This is a genomic window from Mesorhizobium sp. WSM4823, assembly GCF_055811195.1.
In genome coordinates this window covers 363,889-384,757 of sequence record NZ_JBVVQL010000003.1, presented here as the reverse complement: position 1 = coordinate 384,757, position 20,869 = coordinate 363,889, and the positions used below count along the sequence as shown (strand labels likewise).

At 61.4% G+C, this 20,869-nt stretch carries 26 protein-coding genes and 1 other RNA gene; 14 read left to right on the top strand and 13 right to left on the bottom strand.

The window, feature by feature from the left end; genetic code table 11:
* Positions 1-3 precede the first annotated feature (3 nt).
* The 5 genes from AC0L26_RS10600 to AC0L26_RS10580 all read left to right on the top strand — a co-directional run bounded on the left by AC0L26_RS10600 (position 4) and on the right by AC0L26_RS10580 (position 6,176).
* A complete protein-coding gene (locus tag AC0L26_RS10600) occupies positions 4-351 on the top strand; it encodes a DUF6867 family protein (protein WP_473632461.1) in 348 nt (115 codons plus the stop codon).
* 139 nt (positions 352-490) lie between these two features.
* Positions 491-1,609 (top strand): branched-chain amino acid ABC transporter substrate-binding protein, encoded by a 1,119-nt coding sequence (locus tag AC0L26_RS10595; RefSeq protein WP_473632460.1) that lies wholly within the window; start codon positions 491-493, stop codon positions 1,607-1,609.
* A 188-nt stretch (positions 1,610-1,797) separates the two neighbouring features.
* The gene (gene pyc, locus AC0L26_RS10590) at positions 1,798-5,256 is read left to right on the top strand and encodes a pyruvate carboxylase (RefSeq protein WP_473632459.1); all 3,459 of its coding nucleotides are present in this window, start codon (positions 1,798-1,800) and stop codon (positions 5,254-5,256) included.
* 151 nt (positions 5,257-5,407) lie between these two features.
* Positions 5,408-5,668, top strand: coding sequence for a DUF2312 domain-containing protein (locus AC0L26_RS10585; protein ID WP_023719653.1), 261 nt, complete (start codon positions 5,408-5,410; stop codon positions 5,666-5,668).
* Positions 5,669-5,720: 52 nt separating this feature from the next.
* Positions 5,721-6,176 (top strand): hypothetical protein, encoded by a 456-nt coding sequence (locus tag AC0L26_RS10580; protein WP_473632458.1) that lies wholly within the window; start codon positions 5,721-5,723, stop codon positions 6,174-6,176.
* Positions 6,177-6,203: 27 nt separating this feature from the next.
* Here AC0L26_RS10580 and AC0L26_RS10575 read toward each other — a convergent pair whose 3' ends face one another.
* A complete protein-coding gene (locus tag AC0L26_RS10575) occupies positions 6,204-6,713 on the bottom strand; it encodes an arsenate reductase ArsC (RefSeq protein ID WP_473632457.1) in 510 nt (169 codons plus the stop codon).
* A 205-nt stretch (positions 6,714-6,918) separates the two neighbouring features.
* Between AC0L26_RS10575 and AC0L26_RS10570 the strand changes: the two genes are divergently transcribed.
* Positions 6,919-7,263, top strand: a complete 345-nt coding sequence (locus AC0L26_RS10570; RefSeq protein ID WP_473632456.1) for a hypothetical protein — start codon at positions 6,919-6,921, stop codon at positions 7,261-7,263.
* A 49-nt stretch (positions 7,264-7,312) separates the two neighbouring features.
* Here the strand turns inward: AC0L26_RS10570 and msrB are convergent, their stop codons facing one another.
* The 7 genes from msrB to AC0L26_RS10535 all read right to left on the bottom strand — a co-directional run bounded on the left by msrB (position 7,313) and on the right by AC0L26_RS10535 (position 11,902).
* Positions 7,313-7,717 carry a peptide-methionine (R)-S-oxide reductase MsrB gene (gene msrB, locus AC0L26_RS10565; RefSeq protein WP_473632455.1) on the bottom strand — a complete coding sequence of 135 codons (405 nt, stop codon included), beginning with the start codon at positions 7,715-7,717 and terminating at the stop codon, positions 7,313-7,315.
* Positions 7,718-7,825: 108 nt separating this feature from the next.
* On the bottom strand, positions 7,826-8,623 hold the full coding sequence (locus tag AC0L26_RS10560; RefSeq protein ID WP_473632454.1) for an MBL fold metallo-hydrolase: 798 nt from the start codon (positions 8,621-8,623) through the stop codon (positions 7,826-7,828).
* A gap of 32 nt (positions 8,624-8,655) precedes the next feature.
* Positions 8,656-9,846 carry a vWA domain-containing protein gene (locus AC0L26_RS10555; protein WP_473632453.1) on the bottom strand — a complete coding sequence of 397 codons (1,191 nt, stop codon included), beginning with the start codon at positions 9,844-9,846 and terminating at the stop codon, positions 8,656-8,658.
* A gap of 9 nt (positions 9,847-9,855) precedes the next feature.
* Positions 9,856-10,260: a type II toxin-antitoxin system HicB family antitoxin gene (locus AC0L26_RS10550; protein ID WP_473632452.1), complete on the bottom strand. Its 405-nt coding sequence runs from the start codon at positions 10,258-10,260 to the stop codon at positions 9,856-9,858.
* 9 nt (positions 10,261-10,269) lie between these two features.
* Positions 10,270-10,464 carry a type II toxin-antitoxin system HicA family toxin gene (locus AC0L26_RS10545; RefSeq protein ID WP_473632451.1) on the bottom strand — a complete coding sequence of 65 codons (195 nt, stop codon included), beginning with the start codon at positions 10,462-10,464 and terminating at the stop codon, positions 10,270-10,272.
* 61 nt (positions 10,465-10,525) lie between these two features.
* Positions 10,526-10,972: a GNAT family N-acetyltransferase gene (locus AC0L26_RS10540; RefSeq protein WP_473632450.1), complete on the bottom strand. Its 447-nt coding sequence runs from the start codon at positions 10,970-10,972 to the stop codon at positions 10,526-10,528.
* A gap of 66 nt (positions 10,973-11,038) precedes the next feature.
* Positions 11,039-11,902 carry a LysR family transcriptional regulator gene (locus tag AC0L26_RS10535; RefSeq protein WP_473632449.1) on the bottom strand — a complete coding sequence of 288 codons (864 nt, stop codon included), beginning with the start codon at positions 11,900-11,902 and terminating at the stop codon, positions 11,039-11,041.
* Positions 11,903-12,041: 139 nt separating this feature from the next.
* Here AC0L26_RS10535 and AC0L26_RS10530 point away from each other — a divergent pair, with 139 nt between their 5' ends.
* On the top strand, positions 12,042-13,610 hold the full coding sequence (locus tag AC0L26_RS10530; protein ID WP_473632448.1) for an MFS transporter: 1,569 nt from the start codon (positions 12,042-12,044) through the stop codon (positions 13,608-13,610).
* Positions 13,611-13,668: 58 nt separating this feature from the next.
* Here AC0L26_RS10530 and AC0L26_RS10525 read toward each other — a convergent pair whose 3' ends face one another.
* Positions 13,669-14,508 (bottom strand): AAA family ATPase, encoded by an 840-nt coding sequence (locus AC0L26_RS10525; RefSeq protein ID WP_473632447.1) that lies wholly within the window; start codon positions 14,506-14,508, stop codon positions 13,669-13,671.
* Positions 14,509-14,686: 178 nt separating this feature from the next.
* Between AC0L26_RS10525 and ssrS the strand changes: the two genes are divergently transcribed.
* The 4 genes from ssrS (at position 14,687) to AC0L26_RS10505 (ending at position 17,273) form a co-directional block, all read left to right on the top strand.
* Positions 14,687-14,842, top strand: a non-coding RNA gene (gene ssrS, locus AC0L26_RS10520) — 6S RNA.
* A 99-nt stretch (positions 14,843-14,941) separates the two neighbouring features.
* Positions 14,942-15,529, top strand: coding sequence for a 5-formyltetrahydrofolate cyclo-ligase (locus AC0L26_RS10515; RefSeq protein ID WP_473632446.1), 588 nt, complete (start codon positions 14,942-14,944; stop codon positions 15,527-15,529).
* An 83-nt stretch (positions 15,530-15,612) separates the two neighbouring features.
* On the top strand, positions 15,613-16,437 hold the full coding sequence (locus tag AC0L26_RS10510) for a TIGR00282 family metallophosphoesterase (RefSeq protein ID WP_473632445.1): 825 nt from the start codon (positions 15,613-15,615) through the stop codon (positions 16,435-16,437).
* A gap of 71 nt (positions 16,438-16,508) precedes the next feature.
* Positions 16,509-17,273 carry a TerC family protein gene (locus AC0L26_RS10505; protein ID WP_473632444.1) on the top strand — a complete coding sequence of 255 codons (765 nt, stop codon included), beginning with the start codon at positions 16,509-16,511 and terminating at the stop codon, positions 17,271-17,273.
* 12 nt (positions 17,274-17,285) lie between these two features.
* On the opposite strand, the gene AC0L26_RS10500 is transcribed toward AC0L26_RS10505, so the two are convergent.
* Genes AC0L26_RS10500 through AC0L26_RS10490 form a run of 3 tightly spaced genes read right to left on the bottom strand, consistent with a single transcriptional unit; the run spans position 17,286 to position 18,643 of the window.
* Positions 17,286-17,753 carry an SRPBCC family protein gene (locus tag AC0L26_RS10500; RefSeq protein WP_473632443.1) on the bottom strand — a complete coding sequence of 156 codons (468 nt, stop codon included), beginning with the start codon at positions 17,751-17,753 and terminating at the stop codon, positions 17,286-17,288.
* 28 nt (positions 17,754-17,781) lie between these two features.
* On the bottom strand, positions 17,782-18,144 hold the full coding sequence (locus AC0L26_RS10495) for a hypothetical protein (RefSeq protein WP_473632442.1): 363 nt from the start codon (positions 18,142-18,144) through the stop codon (positions 17,782-17,784).
* Positions 18,145-18,160: 16 nt separating this feature from the next.
* Positions 18,161-18,643, bottom strand: coding sequence for an SRPBCC domain-containing protein (locus AC0L26_RS10490; protein WP_473632441.1), 483 nt, complete (start codon positions 18,641-18,643; stop codon positions 18,161-18,163).
* 51 nt (positions 18,644-18,694) lie between these two features.
* Here AC0L26_RS10490 and AC0L26_RS10485 point away from each other — a divergent pair, with 51 nt between their 5' ends.
* The 3 genes from AC0L26_RS10485 to AC0L26_RS10475 all read left to right on the top strand — a co-directional run bounded on the left by AC0L26_RS10485 (position 18,695) and on the right by AC0L26_RS10475 (position 20,359).
* Entirely contained in the window at positions 18,695-19,018 is a 324-nt protein-coding gene (locus AC0L26_RS10485) for an ArsR/SmtB family transcription factor (RefSeq protein WP_473632440.1), read from the top strand.
* Positions 19,019-19,242: 224 nt separating this feature from the next.
* A complete protein-coding gene (locus AC0L26_RS10480) occupies positions 19,243-19,992 on the top strand; it encodes a YebC/PmpR family DNA-binding transcriptional regulator (RefSeq protein ID WP_023800014.1) in 750 nt (249 codons plus the stop codon).
* A 40-nt stretch (positions 19,993-20,032) separates the two neighbouring features.
* The gene (locus AC0L26_RS10475; RefSeq protein ID WP_473632439.1) at positions 20,033-20,359 is read left to right on the top strand and encodes an Rdx family protein; all 327 of its coding nucleotides are present in this window, start codon (positions 20,033-20,035) and stop codon (positions 20,357-20,359) included.
* Between the two features lie 30 nt (positions 20,360-20,389).
* On the opposite strand, the gene AC0L26_RS10470 is transcribed toward AC0L26_RS10475, so the two are convergent.
* On the bottom strand, positions 20,390-20,869 hold the full coding sequence (locus AC0L26_RS10470) for an anthrone oxygenase family protein (RefSeq protein WP_473632438.1): 480 nt from the start codon (positions 20,867-20,869) through the stop codon (positions 20,390-20,392).

Here is a 20,869-nt window from a genome sequence, read left to right as displayed (position 1 = left end):
ATCATGCAGGGCATTCTCTACGAGGAACCCTCGGTCTGGCAGTTCTTCTTCGTCACCTGCCTGCTCGGCGGTTGGGCGGCATGGATGACGGGCAAGGCCTGCGCCCAGACGTGGCGCAGCCTCATCCAGTTGTTTGCCTATCTGCTTGGCCTCGGCATCGTCGTAAGATTCATCCATCACGCGCTGTTCGACGGCACGATGTTCTCGTTGCAGTACTACATAGTCGACACCATCGTCCTGATGATATTAGGCTTCATCGGCTATCAATACACACGCACCAACCAGATGGTGACACAGTATAATTGGCTCTACGAAAGAGCATCGCTTTTGAGCTGGAAACCAAAAGGTTGATGTTCATCATTAACGTCGTTTCGGGGATGAATCGGCGTGACAAGTGCCTGAAAATCGGCAAAGTACCCTTTCTGCGAGTAAAAGTGGGCATCGCATGAAAGCATCATTCACGCCCACTCTGTAAATGGGAGCGTTTTACATGAGAAAATCACTTTTGTCCGCCGTCGCCCTGACCGCGCTCGTCGCGTTCAGCGGCAGCGCGTGGGCTGACATATTGGTTGGCGTCGCCGGTCCGATCACCGGTCCGAACGCCGCCTTCGGCGCGCAGTTGCAGAAGGGCGCCGAACAGGCGGTCGCCGATATCAATGCGGCGGGCGGCATCAATGGCGAGCAGATCAAGCTCTCTGTTGGCGACGACGTCTCCGATCCGAAGCAGGGTATCTCGGTGGCCAACAAGTTCGTCGGCGACGGCGTCAAGTTCGTGGTCGGCCACTTCAACTCGGGCGTTTCGATCCCGGCATCGGAAGTCTACGCGGAAAACGGTATCCTCGAGATCACGCCGGCCGCGACCAACCCGCAGTTCACCGAGCGTGGCCTGTGGAACACGTTCCGTACCTGCGGACGCGACGACCAGCAGGGCAGCATCGCCGGCGCTTACCTGGCGACGAACTTCAAGGACGCCAAGGTTGCGGTCATCCATGACAAGACGACCTACGGCCAAGGCCTTGCCGACGAGACCAAGAAGGCGATGAATGCCGCCGGCGTGACGGAAGTCATGTATGAAGGCGTCAATGTCGGCGACAAAGACTTCTCGGCGCTGATCGCCAAGATGAAGGAAGCTGGCGTTTCCATTATCTATTGGGGCGGTCTGCACACCGAAGCCGGCCTGATCATCCGCCAGGCGGCTGACCAGGGCCTCAAGGCGACGCTGGTTTCCGGCGACGGCATCGTGTCGAACGAGCTTGCCTCGATCGCCGGCGATGCGGTCGCGGGCACGCTGAACACGTTCGGCCCGGATCCGCGTCTGATCCCGGCGAACAAGGAACTCGTCGAGAAGTTCCGTGCGCAGGGCTTCGAGCCGGAGGCCTACACGCTCTACTCCTATGCCGCCATGCAGGCTATCGCGGCAGCCGCGACGGCTGCCAAGTCGAACGACCCGCAGGAAGTTGCCAAGGCTCTCAAGGCCAACGGCCCGTTCAAGACCGTGCTCGGCGATCTTTCTTATGACGCGAAGGGCGATCCGACGCTGCCTGGCTATGTCATGTACGAATGGAAGAAGGGCGACGACGGCAAGTACACTTACATCCAGAAGATGTAAGCCTGTCGACGACGACAATTCCGGAATGCCCGGCGCTTCGCGCCGGGCATTTTTTCGTTGGAGTTCTGTTCGACGGCCAAAAGTGATTTAAATCGGTTTAAACGCCGCCCGATTTTGTTTGCGCTGCAGCATTTTCGCGTTAATCATGGCGCCAGTTCCCTTCCCCGTCAGCGTCTGGAGCCTTGTCCTTGGCAATTACGAAGATCCTTGTCGCCAACCGGTCCGAAATCGCCATCCGCGTTTTCCGCGCGGCCAACGAACTCGGCCTCAAAACCGTGGCGATCTGGGCGGAGGAGGATAAATACTCGCTGCACCGCTTCAAGGCCGACGAAAGCTATCAGGTCGGACGCGGGCCGCATCTGACCAGGGACATGGGGCCGATCGAAAGCTATCTGTCGATCGAGGAAGTGATCCGCGTCGCCAGGCTTTCGGGCGCCGATGCCATTCATCCGGGTTACGGGCTGTTGTCGGAAAGCCCTGAATTCGCCGAAGCCTGCGCCAAGGCCGGCATCATCTTCATCGGGCCGAAGCCGGATACGATGCGCAGGCTCGGCAACAAGGTCGCCGCGCGCAACCTGGCGATCGAGGTCGGAGTGCCGGTGATCCCCGCCACCGAGCCCTTGCCGGACGACATGGAGGCGGTCAAGAAACTGGCTAAGGAGGTCGGCTATCCGGTGATGCTGAAGGCGTCATGGGGTGGCGGCGGCCGCGGCATGCGCGCCATCCGCTCCGAGGCCGACCTTGCCCGCGAGGTGACGGAGGGCAAGCGCGAAGCGAAAGCCGCCTTCGGCAAGGACGAGGTCTATCTCGAAAAGCTGATCGAGCGCGCCCGTCATATCGAGGTGCAGGTGTTGGGAGACACACATGGCAATGCCGTGCACCTGTTCGAGCGCGATTGCTCCATCCAGCGCCGTAACCAGAAGGTGGTCGAGCGCGCGCCGGCGCCGTATCTCGAAATGTCACTGCGCGAAGAGCTTTGCGGTCATGCGCTGAAGATCGCCCGCGAGACGAGCTATATCGGTGCCGGAACGGTCGAGTTCCTGCAGGATGCCGACACCGGAAAATTCTACTTCATCGAGGTCAACCCGCGCATCCAGGTCGAGCACACCGTCACCGAGCAGGTGACCGGCATCGACATCGTCAAGGCACAGATCCACATCCTCGATGGTTTCGCCATCGGCACGCCAGAATCGGGCGTGCCGGCGCAGAAGGATATCAGGCTCAACGGCCACGCGCTGCAGTGCCGCATCACCACGGAAGATCCCGAGCATAATTTCATTCCCGACTATGGCCGTATCACCGCCTACCGTGGCGCCACCGGTTTCGGCATCCGCCTCGACGGCGGCACCGCTTATTCGGGCGCGGTCATCACCCGCTTCTACGACCCGCTGCTGGAGAAGGTGACGGCCTGGGCGCCGACGCCGGCCGAAACCATCGCCCGCATGAACCGGGCGCTGCGCGAGTTCCGTATCCGCGGCGTGGCGACCAACCTTACCTTCCTCGAAGCAATCATCAATCACCCGAGTTTCGCCGACAATTCCTACACGACCAAGTTCATCGATACGACGCCGGAACTGTTCGCCAGCGTGAAGCGGCAGGACCGCGCGACCAAGCTGCTCAACTACCTGGCCGACGTCAGCGTCAACGGCCATCCCGAGACGCGCGGCCGGCCGCAGCCGAAGGCGGATGCAGCGGCGCCCATGGTGCCGTATCTCAACGGCAATGTGCCTGATGGCAGCAAGCAGAAGCTCGACGCGCTGGGGCCTGAGAAATTTGCGGCTTGGATGCGCGCGCAAAAAGAGGTGCTGGTCACCGACACGACGATGCGGGACGGGCACCAATCCCTGCTCGCGACGCGCGTGCGCACATATGACATCGCCGGCATTGCCGGCACCTATGCGCGCGCGCTGCCGCAGCTTTTGTCTCTGGAATGCTGGGGCGGAGCGACGTTCGACGTCGCCATGCGCTTCCTCACCGAGGACCCGTGGGAACGGCTTTCGCTCGTGCGCGAGGCAGCGCCCAATTTGTTGCTGCAAATGCTTTTGCGCGGCGCCAACGGCGTCGGCTACACCAACTATCCCGACAATGTCGTTCAGCATTTCGTCAAACAGGCCGCCGCCGGCGGCATCGACCTGTTCCGCGTCTTCGACTGTCTGAACTGGGTCGACAATATGCGGGTCGCCATGGATGCAGTCGGCGCCGAGGGCAGACTGATCGAAGCGGCGATCTGCTACACCGGCGACATACTCGACCCGGCCCGAGCCAAATACGACCTCAAATACTATGTCGCGCTGGCCAAGGAGTTGCAGGCGGCCGGCGCCCATATCATCGCTGTCAAGGACATGGCCGGGTTGCTCAAGCCGAGTGCTGCCCGCGTCTTGTTCAAGGCGCTGCGCGATGCGACCGATCTGCCGATCCATTTCCATACCCACGACACTTCGGGCCTGTCGGCGGCGACGGTGCTGGCGGCGGTGGACAGCGGCGTCGATGCAATCGATGCCGCGATGGACTCGCTGTCTGGCAACACCTCGCAGCCTTGCCTGGGTTCGATGGTCGAGGCGCTGAAGGGCACGGAGCGGGATCCGGGCCTCGATCCGCAATGGATCAGGAATATCTCGTTCTACTGGGAGGCGGTGCGCAACCAGTATGCCGCCTTCGAAAGCGACCTGAAAGGGCCGGCCTCGGAGGTCTACCTGCACGAAATGCCGGGTGGGCAGTTCACCAACCTCAAGGAACAGGCGCGCTCGCTCGGTCTGGAGACGCGCTGGCACGAAGTGGCACAGACCTATCACGACGTCAATCTGATGTTCGGCGACATCGTCAAGGTGACGCCGTCGTCCAAGGTTGTCGGCGACATGGCGCTGATGATGGTAAGCCAGGACCTGACGGTTGCCGATGTCGAAAATCCGGCCAAAGATATCGCCTTCCCGGACTCGGTCGTTTCCATGCTGCGCGGCGATCTCGGCCAGTCGCCCGGCGGTTGGCCGGAGGCGCTGCAGAAGAAGGTGCTGAAGGGCGACAAGCCGATCACGGTGCGACCTGGCTCTCTGTTGAAAGCAGCCAATCTCAAGGCCAGCCGCAAGGAGATCGAGGACAAGGTCGAGCGCAAGCTTAGCGAATTCGAATTCGCCTCGTGGCTGATGTATCCGAAGGTCTTCTCTGACTTCGCCGCAGCCCAGGAAACCTACGGGCCAGTCAGCGTGCTGCCGACGCCGACCTATTTCTACGGCATGAAGCCGGAAGACGAGATCTTCGTCGACATCGAGAAAGGCAAGACGCTGGTGGTGCGCTGCCTGGCCATCGGCGATGTCGACGAGAAGGGCATGGTGACCGTGTTCTTCGAACTCAATGGCCAGCCGCGTCGCGTCAAGGTGCCGGACCGTGCCCATGGTGCCTCCGCCGCCAAGGCGCGGCGCAAGGCCGAGCCGGGCAATGAGGGACATGTCGGCGCGCCGATGCCGGGCGTGGTCTCGGCGCTTGCCGTTGCCGCCGGCCAGGCGGTCAAGGCCGGCGACGTGCTTTTGTCGATCGAGGCGATGAAGATGGAGACGGCATTGCATGCCGAGCGTGATGGGGTCATCGCCGAAGTGCTGGTGAGGGCCGGCGACCAGATCGACGCCAAGGATCTGCTGATCGCCTTCGGGTAAGGTAGAAATGTTGCCCAGGTAGAGTTGGCGGCAACCCTTCATGCCGCATCGATAACAGCTTGACCGGTCGCCCCCGGTCGGGCATCGAACCGCTGCAAATTCGCCGCGATAGTTCCTGAGTCGCGGCATGGAAAAACGACGCGGAGAAAAAATGGCCGACGACATCACCGAAACCAGCCAGACTGTTGCCGCCGGCCAGCTGCGAGCCTTCATCGAGCGTATCGAGCGGCTCGAGGAAGAGAAGAAGACCATCGCCGACGACATCAAGGAAGTGTTCGCCGAGGCCAAGGGCACCGGCTTCGATACCAAGGCGATGCGGTCGATCATCCGGCTGCGCAAGAAGGACCAGGCCGAGCGGCAGGAGGAGGAATCGATCCTCGACCTCTACAAAGCCGCACTCGGCATGGTGTAAGGCTGATAACAGCCCTGGGCGCCGGTCGCGGCGCGCTCAACGGGGTCGAGCCATGAGCGAATTCGACTTTGGCGCCCGCCGCGCCTCTGAATTCCGCCAACGCGGCTTCTGGACGCTGTTCGCGGAACGGCATCCGGAAGAAAGGGCTCTGATGGCGCGGCGCGGACCCTGGTTCTGGCAGCGCGGGCTGCCCGATTTCGCATTGGTCCTTTCCATGTATGTCGCGCCGGCGCAGAACCATGTCGGCGTTTTCTTCGGCCGCAACGAGAAGTTCGGTGCCACGGGAGCCTGGTCGCGGTTGAAGCCGTTCCAGCCGGCGATCGAAGACAGGTTGAAGCTCAGGCCGGAACAGAGTTGCGAGGGCCTCGGCATCAATTCGCTATGGCGGGTGAACTGCTATGCCGAGGACAATTGGCCAGCCATGGCCGACTGGCTGGTGACGGAAGCATCGCGTTTTGAGCGCGCCGTCGCCGAAGTTCTGGGCGGCGGTGGCGAAGCCAGTTTGTAACTTCGCCTGCCTGTCGGCCGCTTGAGCCTAGTTCGGCTCGGGCGTGTCGCGGCCGATCTCGTCGAGATGCTGTTGCAGCGCCAGATGGTCGAGTGCATCCACCCGCAGATTGGTGAAAAGCGAGATGCGGTTGTTGAGCATGCGATAGGCGTCAGCAAAGGCAAGGTGCAGTTCCGCTTCGGTGCCGTCTGCCTTGGATGGGTCCGGTATCGACCAGAGCGCGGTCATCGGATGACCCGGCCAGATCGGACAGGATTCGTTCGCGGTGCTGTCGCAAAGCGTGAAGATGAAATTCATTTCTGGCGCGCCGGGCTCGGCAAACTCGTCCCAGCCTTTCGAACGAGCGAAGCTCGTATCGTAGTTGAGGCTTTCGAGCAGCTGCAGCGCGTAGGGATTAACCTCGCCTTTCGGTTGCGAACCGGCGGAAAAGGCCTTGAACCTTCCGGCACCGATCCGATTGAGGATGGCTTCGCCCATGATGGAGCGCGCCGAATTGGCGTTGCAAAGAAACAGCACGTTGTAGACATTATCGCTCATCTCAAGACCTCCTTGGCAGGCGACTGGATGATGGGGCGGCAAGGTGTCTTTGCCGAGATGCCAACAAGGGCGACGTAGAAAGGTTTCACGACCGTTTGATGACAATCTGCCAAATCATACGCGCGCGCGCCGATGGTCGACCTGCGTTGACAGGCTTGCTGCTTTGGAAATCTCTGCGGCGCTCGAACGAGAGAAAGCCGCATCGATGAGTACGCCAGGCACCTTCGGAGGCGAAGACGGCAAGGCAAGCGACGCTTCGGGCTTCTTCCGCTCGCGCTGGCGAGGCACGGCCCCGCTCGACCGGCTGTTCTGGCGCGATCTTGTGCTTGTAGGCACGGCGATCAACATAGTATTCTCGGTGCTGGCGCTGATCCTCCTTGGGCTGAAGCTGCCGCTCGCTCTCGCTCTGGCGGTGCATTTCGCGCCCGTACCGTATAATTTCTTTCTGACTTTTGCGGTGTGGCGGACAGCCGAGAAATCCGGCGGCGTCAAGGCTTCGCTGATGACGCTCGGGGCTGTGCTGTGGCTGATAATGGTGGTGGTGGTCTGACGCCCGCAAAGGGCGGCCGAAGCCGTCCTTTGCCACCGTCGAATTGCAATCAGGCAGCCGGCTCGAATTTCAGCGCGACGCCATTGATGCAATAGCGCAGGCCGGTTGGCGGCGGGCCGTCCTCGAAGACATGGCCGAGATGGCTGCCGCAGCGGGCGCAGTGGCATTCGGTACGGACCATGCCGTAGCTGCGATCGACGGTCGTCTCGACTGAACCCGGCACCGGGTCGTTGAAACTCGGCCAACCGGTGCCGCTCTCGAATTTCAGCTTGGATTCGAACAAGGGCTGGTCGCAGCCGACGCAGGAAAAGGTGCCGGCGCGCTTCTCGTGAAGCAAAGCGCAGCTGCCTGGCCGCTCGGTGCCGTGGTTGCGCATCACCGCATACTGCTCTGGCGTCAGCCGGGCGCGCCATTCGGTATCGGTGCGGGTGACGGGGTAGGTGTGGCTATCCATCTTTTGCCTCTTAGCTCATGCCGCTACTTGGGTTTGCCTTCCCAACTTCGCTTAAAATAGGCATTCGTTACAGCGTTTGCCCATATTTTCGATGCCGCGAAGAATTCCTCAGGCGATCGCTGCGAGATACCGCGCAACCGACGCTGCAAATGCCGTCTTTGCGTCTCCGATGACGTTCTGATTCCACCATGCGCCATAGATATGGTCGAACTCGAAAGGCTCCAACGCAGCCTTGATGCCGAGCACTTTCGCCGCATTTAGCGGGATGTAGTTCGGGTAGCTGTACATGAAACTGACATGGCGGCGGGTCGGCGTCACCTGCAAGATGTCGCCGGCCAGAATGGAGTCGCCGCCGTCGCGTTTCCAATGCAGCACCTGGCCGCCGGCAAAGTGACCACCACAACGGATAAGTGTCAGCGAGGGATTTAGGGCGCGCGTTTCGCCCTCCCAGCTGATAACAGCCGGATGCGGTCGCATGATCCACTTGCGATCGTCGGTGTGCAGGTAAATCGGCACCCCGCCAAACGCCTCGCTCCACTCGACCATTGCCGAATAATAATGGCAGTGCGAGATGGCGATCGCGGCCAGGCCGCCCCGCCGGTTGATTTCTGCCACCGCCTCGTTGCTGACCATCGAGATACAATCCCACAGCACATTGCCGTGCGGCGTTTGCGCCAGCAACGCCCGCTGACCGATGGCGAAGCGCGGCTCAACGCCGAAGGCGAGCACGCCGGCGTCGTCTTTCATCACGATCCGATGCCCGGCGGCGAGCTCTTCCGGCGTGATCCAGGCCTGGCCCTCCCAACGCACATATTGCCGCTCGTCCTCACAAATCGGGCAGTGGTCCGGCGGCGCGGCTGCCGCCGCGAACTGGACGCCACATTGCAGGCAGAGGAAACAGGTCATCGGTCTTCCTGTCTTGCGTTCCGAAAATCCACTCAGTGCTTCCTTGAAAGCTGTTTCGTCGCGGCTTCGAGTCCTGCGAGCGTCAGCGGAAACATGCGGCCGCCGAAGATGTCGCGGATCATGGCGATCGAATGAGTATAGCCCCAGTGTTTCTCATTTTCCGGGTTGAGCCATACCGAGTTCGGCCATTGCTGCAGCAGACGGCCGAGCCAGACGACGCCGGCCTCCGGATTCCAGTGCTCGACCGAGCCGCCGGGATGCGCGATCTCATAAGGGCTCATCGAGGCATCGCCCACGACGATCACCTTGTAGCCCGGACCGTATTTGTGGAGGAGATCGAAGGTCGGAATCACCTCCGCATGGCGGCGGCGATTGTCCTTCCACACGCCCTCGTAAAGGCAGTTGTGGAAGTAGAAATATTCGAGCTGGCGGAATTCGGCCCGGGCGGCTGAAAACAGCTCCTCCACGCTTCTGATGTGGTCGTCCATCGAGCCGCCGACATCGAAGAACATCAGCAGCTTCACGGCATTGCGCCGCTCAGGTCGCGTCTGCACGTCGAGATAGCCATGTTCGGCCGTGGCGTGGATGGTGCCGGGCAGGTCGAACTCCTCCTCGGCGCCTTCGCGCACCCAGCGGCGCAGGCGCTTCAGGGCGATCTTGATGTTGCGGGTGCCGAGTTCGACGGTGTCGTCGAAATTCCTGAATTCGCGCTTGTCCCAGACCTTCACCGCGCGGCGGGTGCGGCTCTCATGCTGGCCGATACGAACGCCTTCAGGGTTGTAGCCATAGGCGCCGAAAGGCGAGGTGCCGCCGGTGCCGATCCATTTCGAGCCACCCTGGTGGCGGCCCTTCTGTTCTTCCAGCCGCTTCTTCAGCGTTTCCATCAGCCTTTCGAAACCGCCGAGCGCCTCGACCAGCTTTTTCTCCTCATCGGTCAGGTGCTTTTCGGCAAGCCGGCGCAGCCATTCCTCCGGAATGTTTTCGACGTCGACCGCGTTTTCGCCAGCCAGCGCTTCGACGCCTTTGAAGACACGCGAAAAGACCTGGTCGAAGCGGTCGATGTGGCGCTCGTCCTTCACCAGGGCTGAGCGGGCGAGATAGTAAAACCCCTCGACGTCATAGTCGACCAGCCCCGCCTCCAACCCTTCCAGCAGCGACAGATATTCCCGGAGCGAGACGGGAACACGCGCTGCCTTCAGTTCGAGGAAGAAGGGGATGAACATCGCCCGACTTTATCTGTGACCTTCGATCTTCTCGCGAGCGGCGCTGGCGATGAAGGCTGAACGCGTCAGACCACGCCGACCTGCTTCTTCGTCGATTGCTGCCAAGAGACCTGCGTCGAGCGACAGATTGGCCCGGACAGGCCGTCCGGAATCGATCAGCACGGGGATCATCACGGCAGATTCGCCGGCAGCGCTATCGATTTCGCCCAGTCGGAGCAGGTCTGCCATCGTGCGCGAGCCGGGCAGGGGCAAGTGCTTCGCCTTTCGTGCCTCGGCCCATTCGCGAACGGCGGAGGTCGCATCGGCTATCGCCTCCTCGGGACTTGCGCCACCGCCGTGACATCCGGGAAGATCGGGCACCCGCACTCCCCAGACATCATCTGCGCCATCAAGAATTCCGACATAGTGCGTCATGATTCGTCCTTAAATCCATCCGGCAAGCCGGGCGATTGACCGCGCGACGCCCAGAGATTGTTCGCGATGCCGCGGCACGATGATCATGATCTCCGGCCTCTGCGGATGCTCATACTTCTCATGCTTGCCGCCGCCTACGTTCACCCAGCCGTCGCGTAAAAGCCTCGTGACGATCTTGCGCGTGTTGGTCTCGATCAGCGGCACGGCACTCCTGATCCTGCGCAATATATTGCGCAACAGTGGCGATTTCAATCGTCGGTGTTCATCACATCAAATCATATTCGATGAAGCCCGTGCGGCGGGCCACGTAGTCGTAGAGCTTGCGCGCGGTGGCGTTGGTCTCGTGGGTCATCCAGTAGACGTTCTTGACGCCGATCTTGCCGGCTTCCTGCTTCACCGCCTCGATCAGGGCGGCGCCGACGCCCTTGCCGCGCACACCCGGGTCGGCGAACAGGTCCTGGAGATAGCAGTTGTTTACCTGGGACCAGCAGGAGCGATGGTAGAGATAGTGCGTCAAGCCGACCGCCTTGCCGTCGAGGGTGGCGATGAAACCTTTCGGCTCGAACTCGCCTGCCGTGAACAGGCGCTTCCAGGTGACGGCGTAGACGTCCTCCGGCAGCTTGGTTTCGTAGAAGGTGAGGTAGGCGGTCCACAGACGCTGCCAGTCGGCATGGTCAGATTGTACAAGTGGGCGGACGGTGATCTCGGTCATTTCATTTCCCTCTGAGGTCTGCAACCCGATCCATCCCAATAGAATCGGGGTCAGGAATATCTTTGCCTATCCCGCCGGCAAATTATACTCGCGAAAAGCGGTCGCGAGCATGCGCAGCGCCTCTCGTGCCCGCGGCGCCAAAGCGTGCGAGTGCAAAACGATCTCCGAAGACGGAATTGGCGGCAGGCCGAGTTTGCGGCCCACCTCGACCAAGCCGGGGGGAACGACACGGTGGGCGAGGGCGGCAATGGCGAAGCCGGCCGATACCGCGATGTTGACGGCCGCGCCGCCACCGCCCACGAAAGCCTCACTCCAGGCAATGCCTGCCCTATCCAGCGCCTCAACCGCCCTCAGGCGGTCTGGGCAATTGCATACGGTGCTCAAAAGGGCCAGGCGCAATGGCGTTCCGGGCCGCCATTCGAAGGCAGGGGCCGCGAACCAGCCATAGTGGGTGCGCGACAGGGCTTCGCCGCGTCGACTGTCATCTTCCTGGTGCACGATCACAGCGTCGAGCTCGCCGCGATCGAAAGCTCCTTCCAGCATCGAGCTGGTGTCGATCCTTATGTTGAGCGCGAGCGACGGATCATGGGCATGAAGCTGGGCTATCAGTGTGGAAAGCTTAGGCCCCGCTACATGATCGACAAAACCGAGAGCAAGCCGACACGGCGCCGCGGAAAACTCCGCGACGGCGCGTTCATGGGCGGCAAGGAATTCACGGGCCGCGGGAAGGAAGACCGCTCCCCTTGCGGATAGAGCCACACGGCGCGGGGTTCGTTCGATCAAACGCGCGCCGAGCTTTTCTTCGAGCCGCCGCAGCTTGACGCTGATCGTCGCCTGGGAGCTCCCCATCGCGGCAGCCGCCCGGGTGAAACTCTGCAGGTCGGCCACCATGACGAAGGTGCGCACGGCGTCGACATCAAGGCTGGTCATTACGATCATTCCATTTTGTCATTTCTGAAATAGAAACGCATAGCCTTTTTTCATAGTCAAGCCTCGTCTATGTCATGTCGGCCGCAGTTAAAGGTGCCGCTCGCAGCCCCTCTGAATGCTCCGATGGAAAGTGATCGATATGACGTTTCAAACTGACCGAAACACCGTTGCACTCGCAGGCGCCTGCCTTGCCTCGCTGCTGTTTGGCCTTGAAATCTCCAGTGTCCCGGTGATCCTTCCGAAACTGGAAAGCGTGCTCGCCGCCGACTTCAAGGATCTGCAATGGATCATGAACGCCTACACCATTGCCTGCACGACGGTGTTGATGGCGACGGGGACATTGGCCGACCGTTTCGGCCGCAAGCGCGTGATGGTGATCACCACCGTCGCCTTCGGCTTCGCCTCTCTGCTATGCGGTCTCGCACCGAGCGCTCCACTCCTGATCGTCGCGCGCTTTCTGCAAGGCCTTGCAGGCGGCGCGATGTTCACCTGCAGCGTGGCGGTGCTGTCCCACCAGTTCCAAGACGGCAGTGAACGCGGCAAGGCCTTCGTCGCGTGGAGCGTCCTCTCGGGCATCGGGCTCGGTTTTGGTCCCGCCATTGGCGGATTGATCGTAACGCTGTCGAACTGGCAGTGGGTGTTCCTCATCCACGTGCCACTCGCCATCCTTGCCCTGGTCTTCATCGGCGCCGGTGTCACCGAATCATCCGATCGCAATGCCCAGAAGCTTGACCGGACCGGCATCCTGACGCTCTCGCTTGCGGTGTTCGGCTTCTCCTATCTGATCACGCAAGGGGCCGATCTCGGCTCTGGCGCCCGCATCGGTGTGGCAAGCGCGGCCGTGCTGGCCTTCATCGCGTTCCTTGTTGCCGAAAAAATCAATCCCTATCCGATGTTCGATTTCTCGGTGTTCCGCATTCGCCAGTTTTCGGGAGCGATCATCGGCGGCATCGGCATGAATTTCAGCTACTGGCCGTTCATCATCTATCTGCCGATCTATTTTTCGGGAGTTCTCGGCTACGGCAGCACCACGACCGGCCTGTTGCTGCTCGTCTACACGCTTCCCCTGATGCTGATGTCCTCGATCGCCGAGCGCTTGCGCGCCCGCTATCAGGCGCGGGTGGCGATCCCGCTCGGGTTGCTGACATTGGGGATCGGTTTTATTGCCATGTGGATAGGTTCCGGGCTCGACGGAGCCAACTGGCTGACCATGCTGCCCGGCACGCTGATTGCCGGCATCGGCATCGGCCTGACCAATTCGCCGACCACCAACACCACGACCGGCTCAGTGTCGCCGGATCGTGCCGGCATGGCTTCGGGCATCGATATCAGCGCGCGGCTGATCACGCTCGCCATCAACATCGCGGTGGTGGGCTTGCTGTTGACGCAGGGGATTGTTTCTTATCTGCGCGACGCATTGGGCCCGGCCTTGGGTCCGACTGAACTGCACGCGCTGGCGGAAAAGATCGCCGCCGGAAATCTGGACGGCCTCTCGCAACACTCGCCCAAGCTCGCGACCCTCGATCCGTCCGGCGCCATCGTGCATGCCGCCCTGGTCAACGGTTTTGGCTGGGTCATGCTCTATAGCGGGATCGGCGTTCTTGCTCTTGCCGTCATCAGCTTCATCATCTTCGGCCCCCAAAACGTCGCGCTGCAGGAGGCCAGAGGCCATCATCCTGCTCAGAGCGCAGGTGAAGCCCGCTCATAGGAACGCCTTCCAGCTCGGCGTCAGAGGCCGAGTTCTTGCGGCCCAGGATGACCGTTCCTCACCCCTGCCTTCGCGCCATGAAAGCCAGCCGCTCGAACAGATGGACGTCCTGTTCGTTCTTCAAAAGCGCACCGTGCAGCTTGGGCAACGCGTTCTTCGGGTCGGCGCGCAGATCCTCCGGCGCGATATCGTCGGCGACCAAGAGCCTGATCCAGTCGAGTGCCTCGGAGGTCGACGGCTTCTTCTTCAGGCCCGGCACATCGCGGATCTCATAGAACTGGGTCAGTGCTGCACGCACCAGGTTCTGCTTGATACCGGGATAGTGCACGTCGACTATTCTGTGCAGCGTCTCGACGTCGGGGAAGCGGATATAGTGGAAGAAGCAGCGGCGCAGGAATGCGTCCGGCAGTTCCTTCTCGTTGTTGGAGGTGATGATGACGATCGGGCGCACGGCGGCGCGGATCGTCTCGCCAGTCTCGTAGACGAAGAACTCCATTCGATCGAGTTCCTGCAACAGATCGTTGGGGAATTCGATATCGGCCTTGTCGATCTCGTCGATCAGAAGCACCACTTTCCTGGCCGTCGCGAAGGCATCCCACAGCTTGCCACGCTTGATGTAGTTCCTGATGTCGTTGAACCTGATATCGCCAAGTTGGCTGTCGCGCAGCCGCGAGACAGCGTCATACTCGTAGAGGCCCTGCTGCGCCCTCGTCGTCGACTTGACGTGCCATTCGATCAGCTCGAGGCCGAGCGCCGCCGCCACTTGCCTGGCCAGTTCGGTCTTGCCGGTGCCAGGCTCGCCCTTGACCAGCAATGGCCGCTCCAGCGCGATCGCTGCGTTGACTGCCACCATCAGATCCTTGTCGGCGACATAGGCCGCCGTGCCTTCGAAACGCATTCTTGCTCCTCTGTTTTCGAGGCAACCGTAAGGAGACAGCTTGGTCAGCGCAAGGCGCAGCGGCGAGAGCGCAGTGAAACCTCGTGCCGCGCAGCCCCAAGCAGACTTTGTGACGATTAAGGCGCCGAACATGGTTGTCTCTCTGGCGCTTGGCCGACCGCCGGCCTATATTGGTTGCGACGGTCTGCGCTTCCCGGCAGGAGAACATTTTCCCCGGGGCCTTAATGATCCCTAGGGAGCTGTCCCTGGGAAGACCCGTGGGTTTTCTCATACGGCGCCCACCTACTTTGTAGGTTCCCGGGATCGCTCTCTCCACCGGTTGTGTGGATCGTCACTCGACCCCCAAGTATCCATTCGCGTTTCGGTGGATCATGCGGTGGAAAACGTCGCTCCCAAAACTTCAACCAGATCCGACCTTTTCTACCTTGGCTCCATGATTTCTCCCAAAGAACTGAAAAAAAACTTGCGACGCGAAGCACTCGGGCGCCGCGACGCGCTCGATCCGTTCTGGCGGGTGGAAGCGGCGCTCGAAATGGCCGAGACGGCACGGGATAGCATCGCCGTCGAGCCGGGACAGATCGTCTCCGGCTTCTGGCCGATGCGCTCGGAAGCCGACGTACGACCGCTGATGTTCGCCTTGCGCGAAAAGGGCGCAAGGCTTTGCCTGCCGGCGATTCTCGACAAGACCACCATCGTTTTTCGCGAACTGGTGCGTGGCGCGCCGATGGTCGAGATGGGCTTCGGCACCGTTGGGCCACATGAGGAGGCCGAGGTGCTCGATCCCCAGGTGATGCTGGTGCCGCTCGCGGCTTTCGACGCGCGCGGACACCGCATCGGCTATGGCGCGGGCTACTATGACCGCGCGATTGCACGTCTTGCCGACAAGGGGCAGCCGCCCCGGCTGATCGGCATTGCTTTCGACTGCCAGGAGGTGGCGCTGGTGCCGGACGAGCCGCACGATGTGATCATTCCGGAAATACTCACCGAGAGCGGGTTGCGCCGGTTCGCGCCGAAATTGTAGATAAGTTCCTGGACGCATGGTCTTTTGCGAAAGTCATGCAGCTTTTTTGCTTTGCCGACCTTTGGTTCTGGATCATGTTTTAGATGAGACTTCTCTTCCTCGGCGATATGGTTGGCAAGACCGGACGCACGGCGGTGTGGGAACAATTGCCCGGCCTGATCTCGGATTTCAAACTCGACTTCGTCATCGTCAACGGCGAGAACGCCGCCGGTGGCTTCGGCATCACCGAAGAGATCTTTCGCGAGACGATCTCGGCGGGCGCCGACGTCGTCACCACCGGCAACCATGTCTGGGACCAGCGCGACGCGCTGGTTTTCGCCCCGCGCGAGGAGCGGTTCCTGCGCCCGTCCAATTTCCCCAAGGGTACGCCTGGCCGCGGCTCCGGCGTCTACATCGCCAGGAATGGCGCGCGCGTTCTGGTTACCAACATCATGGGCCGGGTGTTCATGCATCCTGAACTCGACGATCCGTTCCAGGCCGGTGAGCGCGAGCTTGCGGCCTGTCCGCTTGGCGAGCAGGCCGATGCGGTGATCATCGATTTCCATGCCGAGGCGACTTCTGAAAAAATGTGCTTTGCGCATTTCGTCGACGGCCGCGCCAGCCTGGTCGTCGGCACCCACACTCACCAGCCGACCGGCGACCACCATATCCTCAATGGCGGCACCGGCTATATCTCCGACGCGGGCATGTGCGGCGACTATGATTCCTCGCTCGGCATGGATAAGGAGGAGCCGCTCAACCGGTTTCTGTCGAAGGTGCCGAAAGGACGCTTCGAGGCGGCGACCGGCCCAGCGACATTGTGTGGAGTCGGCGTCGACATTTCGGATCGCAGCGGCCTGACAGAGCGGATTGCGCCGTTTCGCCGCGGGCCGCGGCTGGAGGAAACGGCGCCATCTTTCTGGTCGTGACATTGATATGAACGCCTGCGATACCTAACTGCCGGCGACACTGCTCTAGATCGTAAGAGGGGACGACCTCCATGCAGCTCATCGAATTCCTGGCGCCACATTTCGCCTTTGTCTCCGATCCGACCGCGTGGGTCGCGTTGCTGACGCTGATCGTGCTGGAGGTCGTGCTCGGCATCGACAATCTGATCTTCATCTCGATCCTCACCAACAAACTGCCGGAGGCACAAAGAGCCCGCGCCCGGCGACTCGGCATTTCGGCCGCGCTGATCATGCGGCTGGTGCTGCTTGCCACCATCTCGATTATCGTCCAGTTGACGGCGCCGGTATTCACCGCTTTCGGCCATGGTTTTTCCTGGCGCGACCTGATCCTGATCGCCGGCGGCCTGTTCCTCGTCTGGAAGGCGACCAAGGAGATCCACCACACGGTCGATCTCGAGGATCACCAGGACACGATGATGGGCCAGACGCTGCAGCTTTCGCTGGCCGGCGCGATTTTCCAGATACTGCTGCTCGACCTCGTCTTCTCGATCGATTCGATCATCACCGCGGTCGGCATGACCGACGAGATCGCCATCATGTATATCGCCGTGATCGTGGCGGTCACCGTGATGATGCTGGCGGCCGGGCCGCTCGCCAATTTCATCGCCAAGAACCCGAGCATCGTCATGCTGGCGCTGAGCTTCCTGCTGATGATCGGCATGACGCTGATCGCCGACGGCATGGGCTTCCATGTGCCCAAGGGCTACATCTACGCCGCCATGGGTTTTTCCGCCCTTGTCGAGGGTCTCAACATGCTGGCGCGACGCCGCAGAAAGGCAAAGGCCGGCGGGCACTGAGGTTGGCGCCTTCTAACTCGCAGGCACGCCCTTCGGATGACGGTCGCCGATCAGGCCGAGCGTCAGGCCTTGCTCCAGCCACGCCTTGGCGCCGGCGAGCACCAGCGCAAAGCCATCGGTCGAGTCGATCGCCTGCTTGACCTGCTCGTCGGCACTGCCGGCAAAGCCGAGATTGCGAACCTCGACAAAGGTCGTGCCGCCGGCCATCTCGGTAAAGGTCCAGACCACGGTGGTCGGCGGATCGCTCCACTGCATGACGATCCTTTCGTTCCTGACGAACTCGCTGACCGTGACTGGCGTCGAGACGCCGTACATGCGCCACTCCCAGCGAACCTCCTTGCCGCTGTCCAGCCTGTTGCTGCTATGGGTGAACCAGAATTTCGTCGTGATCGCCGGATCGACGATGGCCTCGAACACGTCTGCGACCGGGCGCCGGATCAGCATGCCGGCTTCGGCGACCGGTGTCTCACGGATTTCCATATTGTCCTCCTTTCCGAACGGGCTTCTGTCACCAGGCGTCGGGTTCGCGCACCATGTGAACGATGTTGGCCGGATTGGTGATCCAGCCGCCGCGAAAACCGTCGCCCAGCGCCTCGATGGCGTCGCAGCGCACGACACCGGCCTTGGCGAGATGACTGGCTGCGGCCGGAAAATCATCGGTGAACAGCTCCAGCCATATCTCGGCCTGGCTCAGCATCGGCGCTTCGTCGATCCATAGGCGATTGGGGCCAAGTTCGAAGCCGGTAGCGGGAGCCTTGGCCGTGAACGGCTTCAGGCCGACGACATCGCGATAGAAGGCGATCGTCTCCTGGTATTGGTGGGGCGGCACTTTCATGGCGATGTTGATGCCGCCGGTGAGCTTCGCAGTCATTCTTTCCTCCGTCCTCTCAGATGTTGTCTTCACTGGCTGGCTCCCCCTTCATCTCGCTGCGGTAATAGCCGTCGCGCAGATTGATCCCGTATTCGACATAGGCCTTCATGCAGGCCAGCATCTGCGACCAGCCCTCGCAATTGAGGTAAGACTTCTTCAGACCGACGGCGTCCTCGTGCCAGCCGGTCTCGGCGATGGTGACGAAGGTGCCGCCATCGTCCAGCGGCTCGAAATTCATCTCGATGCGCGTCTTGTAGGCCGGCTTGCCGTCGGCGTCGGTTGCATCCCAGCGCAGCACGATGCGGCTGTCTTTCTCCACCTCGTCGACCTCGACCGGAACCTTGCCCCACCAGACGACGCCGGCACCCGCCACCAGCGGCGCGCTGGCGCCGCCGATCGTGGTGAAATAGCCGCTGAGCTTCTTCGGATTGACGACCGCATCGAAGACTTCTGCGACCGGTTTGCCGATACGGCCCGAAATCCTGAATCCAAGAGACATATCCACAGCTCCTTCCTTGATCGGATCGGCATTATGTTATAAAAATATAACATGTCAAGCAAAACGCAGGACGATAATGTTTTCAAGGCGCTGGCGCATCCGCGCCGGCGTGCGCTGCTGGACGAGTTGAAAGACGCTCCGCGGACCACCGGCATGCTGTGCGATGCCTTTCCCGATATGGACCGCTGCACCGTCATGCTGCATCTGAAAGTACTCGAAGATGTCGACCTGGTCGTAGCGCGGCGCGAGGGCCGCGAACGCTGGAACCATCTCAATGCGCTGCCGATCAAACAGATCCACGACCGCTGGATCAGCCAGTACGCCACGCACGCGATCAGCATTCTTGACCGGCTGAAATCCGATCTGGAAGGGTGAATGACCGCAGGAATGCAGCTGGCGGGCGCGTTGCGCACCACCGTTACGGCGCGGCTGGACGAATTGAGCCGATTTATCTATAAGCCGGCCATTCCGAGATAGAGCGCCGTACGTCCATCTGGACGCACCAGGAACGTTCTGAAATTTTGAATTCGAGCATTTTGGCTATTGCGAGGTGATAACCTCGCTGCAGGATGCTCTGCCAAGAAGACGACAGGGGTGCCATGGCTGGCCATTCACAGTTCAAGAACATCATGCACCGCAAGGGCCGCCAGGACGCGGTGCGGTCCAAAATGTTTTCGAAGCTGGCGCGCGAAATAACCGTCGCGGCCAAGAGCGGCACGCCGGATCCGTCGATGAACCCGCGCCTGCGCTTGGCCGTGCAGAACGCCAAGGCGGTGTCGATGCCGAAGGACAACATCCAGCGCGCCATCAACAAGGCATCAATGGGCGACGCCGAAACTTACGAAGCCGTGCGCTACGAAGGCTACGGGCCGGGTGGCGTCGCGCTGATCGTGGAGGCGCTGACCGACAATCGCAACCGCTCGGCGTCGAATGTGCGTGCCGCCTTCACCAAGGCCGGCGGGGCGATGGGCGAGACCGGCTCGGTGTCGTTCATGTGGGACCGTGTCGGCGAAATTTTCTATCCGGCGTCGGTCGGCAGTGCCGAGAAGGTCATGGATGCGGCGATCGAGGCCGGCGCCGACGACGTCCAGTCGGACGAGGAAGGCCACACTATCTACTGCGCTTTCGAGAATCTCGGCGAAGTGTCGAAGGCACTGGAAGGCGCGCTCGGCGAGGCAGAGTCGGTGAAGCCGATCTGGAAGCCACAGACCAACATTGCGGTCGACGAGGAGCGGGCACAGTCGCTGATGAAGCTGGTTGCCACGCTCGAGGACGATGATGACGTGCAGAGCGTCTACGCCAATTTCGAGGTCGACGACGAGACCATGGCGAAGCTCAGCGCGGCATGAGCGGAGCTCAGTCCGACATATGAGCGGAGCTCAATCTGACATGACCGAAAAGGCGCTGCCCACGATCCGCATCACTTATTGCACGCAGTGCCTGTGGCTGCTCAGGGCCGGCTGGATGGCGCAGGAACTGCTCTCGACCTTTGGAACGGATCTGGGTGAGGTCACGCTGGTGCCCGGCACCGGCGGCATTTTCACCATTTCCTGCAACGACACGCTCATCTGGGACCGCAAGCGCGACGGCGGCTTTCCCGATGCCGCAAGGCTCAAGCAGCTGGTTCGCGACGTGATCGATCCGGACCGCGATCTCGGCCATGCCGATCGCAAGCGCCACGAGTCAAAAGATCCGACATCAAGGGACCCTGCCTGACGCAGGGTCTTTTGCGTTTCTGCGCCGCATTCACCGCCACGCCACGATGAAGCAGCCCAGCGCCACCATGGCGGTAATGGTGCGGACGTGGTTCCACATCACCCAATCCTTGAGATAGGTGGTCCACACGGCGGCGCCGTTGGCGCTCGCCGGATCAACGGCGGCTAGCGCGTTGTTGAGCGGCACGTTGAAAATCATGGTCACGATCAGGTTGCCGACGAGATAGATCAGGGCGCCGGCGAGAAGCCAGGACGAACCTGGCTGACTCCAGCCGAGGATGGCGCCGACGGCGAGGACGAGGCAGACCAGCCCGGTGCCGAAAAGCGCGGTCATGAACATCGGCGTCACCGCAGTGACGTTGATCGAATTCATCGCGGCGATGCCACCTGCGGCAGGCATGCGGGCGAGGCCCGGCATGACGAAACTGGAAAAGGCGAAGAAGACACCAGCGACGACGCCTGAGCCGAGCGCGGCGATGAAGGTGAGGGTGGGAAGCAGTTTCATGATCAT

What these genes read in the sequence shown, in the direction of transcription:
- AC0L26_RS10600 (WP_473632461.1), top strand. Translation starts at nt 4, where the DNA reads ATGCAGGGCATTCTCTACGAGGAACCCTCGGTCTGGCAGTTCTTCTTC.
- AC0L26_RS10595 (WP_473632460.1), top strand. Translation starts at nt 491, where the DNA reads ATGAGAAAATCACTTTTGTCCGCCGTCGCCCTGACCGCGCTCGTCGCG.
- AC0L26_RS10585 (WP_023719653.1), top strand. Translation starts at nt 5,408, where the DNA reads ATGGCCGACGACATCACCGAAACCAGCCAGACTGTTGCCGCCGGCCAG.
- AC0L26_RS10580 (WP_473632458.1), top strand. Translation starts at nt 5,721, where the DNA reads ATGAGCGAATTCGACTTTGGCGCCCGCCGCGCCTCTGAATTCCGCCAA.
- AC0L26_RS10575 (WP_473632457.1), bottom strand. Translation starts at nt 6,713, where the DNA reads ATGAGCGATAATGTCTACAACGTGCTGTTTCTTTGCAACGCCAATTCG.
- AC0L26_RS10570 (WP_473632456.1), top strand. Translation starts at nt 6,919, where the DNA reads ATGAGTACGCCAGGCACCTTCGGAGGCGAAGACGGCAAGGCAAGCGAC.
- msrB (WP_473632455.1), bottom strand. Translation starts at nt 7,717, where the DNA reads ATGGATAGCCACACCTACCCCGTCACCCGCACCGATACCGAATGGCGC.
- AC0L26_RS10560 (WP_473632454.1), bottom strand. Translation starts at nt 8,623, where the DNA reads ATGACCTGTTTCCTCTGCCTGCAATGTGGCGTCCAGTTCGCGGCGGCA.
- AC0L26_RS10555 (WP_473632453.1), bottom strand. Translation starts at nt 9,846, where the DNA reads ATGTTCATCCCCTTCTTCCTCGAACTGAAGGCAGCGCGTGTTCCCGTC.
- AC0L26_RS10550 (WP_473632452.1), bottom strand. Translation starts at nt 10,260, where the DNA reads ATGACGCACTATGTCGGAATTCTTGATGGCGCAGATGATGTCTGGGGA.
- AC0L26_RS10540 (WP_473632450.1), bottom strand. Translation starts at nt 10,972, where the DNA reads ATGACCGAGATCACCGTCCGCCCACTTGTACAATCTGACCATGCCGAC.
- AC0L26_RS10535 (WP_473632449.1), bottom strand. Translation starts at nt 11,902, where the DNA reads ATGACCAGCCTTGATGTCGACGCCGTGCGCACCTTCGTCATGGTGGCC.
- AC0L26_RS10530 (WP_473632448.1), top strand. Translation starts at nt 12,042, where the DNA reads ATGACGTTTCAAACTGACCGAAACACCGTTGCACTCGCAGGCGCCTGC.
- AC0L26_RS10525 (WP_473632447.1), bottom strand. Translation starts at nt 14,508, where the DNA reads ATGCGTTTCGAAGGCACGGCGGCCTATGTCGCCGACAAGGATCTGATG.
- AC0L26_RS10515 (WP_473632446.1), top strand. Translation starts at nt 14,942, where the DNA reads ATGATTTCTCCCAAAGAACTGAAAAAAAACTTGCGACGCGAAGCACTC.
- AC0L26_RS10510 (WP_473632445.1), top strand. Translation starts at nt 15,613, where the DNA reads ATGAGACTTCTCTTCCTCGGCGATATGGTTGGCAAGACCGGACGCACG.
- AC0L26_RS10505 (WP_473632444.1), top strand. Translation starts at nt 16,509, where the DNA reads ATGCAGCTCATCGAATTCCTGGCGCCACATTTCGCCTTTGTCTCCGAT.
- AC0L26_RS10500 (WP_473632443.1), bottom strand. Translation starts at nt 17,753, where the DNA reads ATGGAAATCCGTGAGACACCGGTCGCCGAAGCCGGCATGCTGATCCGG.
- AC0L26_RS10495 (WP_473632442.1), bottom strand. Translation starts at nt 18,144, where the DNA reads ATGACTGCGAAGCTCACCGGCGGCATCAACATCGCCATGAAAGTGCCG.
- AC0L26_RS10490 (WP_473632441.1), bottom strand. Translation starts at nt 18,643, where the DNA reads ATGTCTCTTGGATTCAGGATTTCGGGCCGTATCGGCAAACCGGTCGCA.
- AC0L26_RS10485 (WP_473632440.1), top strand. Translation starts at nt 18,695, where the DNA reads ATGTCAAGCAAAACGCAGGACGATAATGTTTTCAAGGCGCTGGCGCAT.
- AC0L26_RS10480 (WP_023800014.1), top strand. Translation starts at nt 19,243, where the DNA reads ATGGCTGGCCATTCACAGTTCAAGAACATCATGCACCGCAAGGGCCGC.
- AC0L26_RS10475 (WP_473632439.1), top strand. Translation starts at nt 20,033, where the DNA reads ATGACCGAAAAGGCGCTGCCCACGATCCGCATCACTTATTGCACGCAG.
- AC0L26_RS10470 (WP_473632438.1), bottom strand. Translation starts at nt 20,869, where the DNA reads ATGATCATGAAACTGCTTCCCACCCTCACCTTCATCGCCGCGCTCGGC.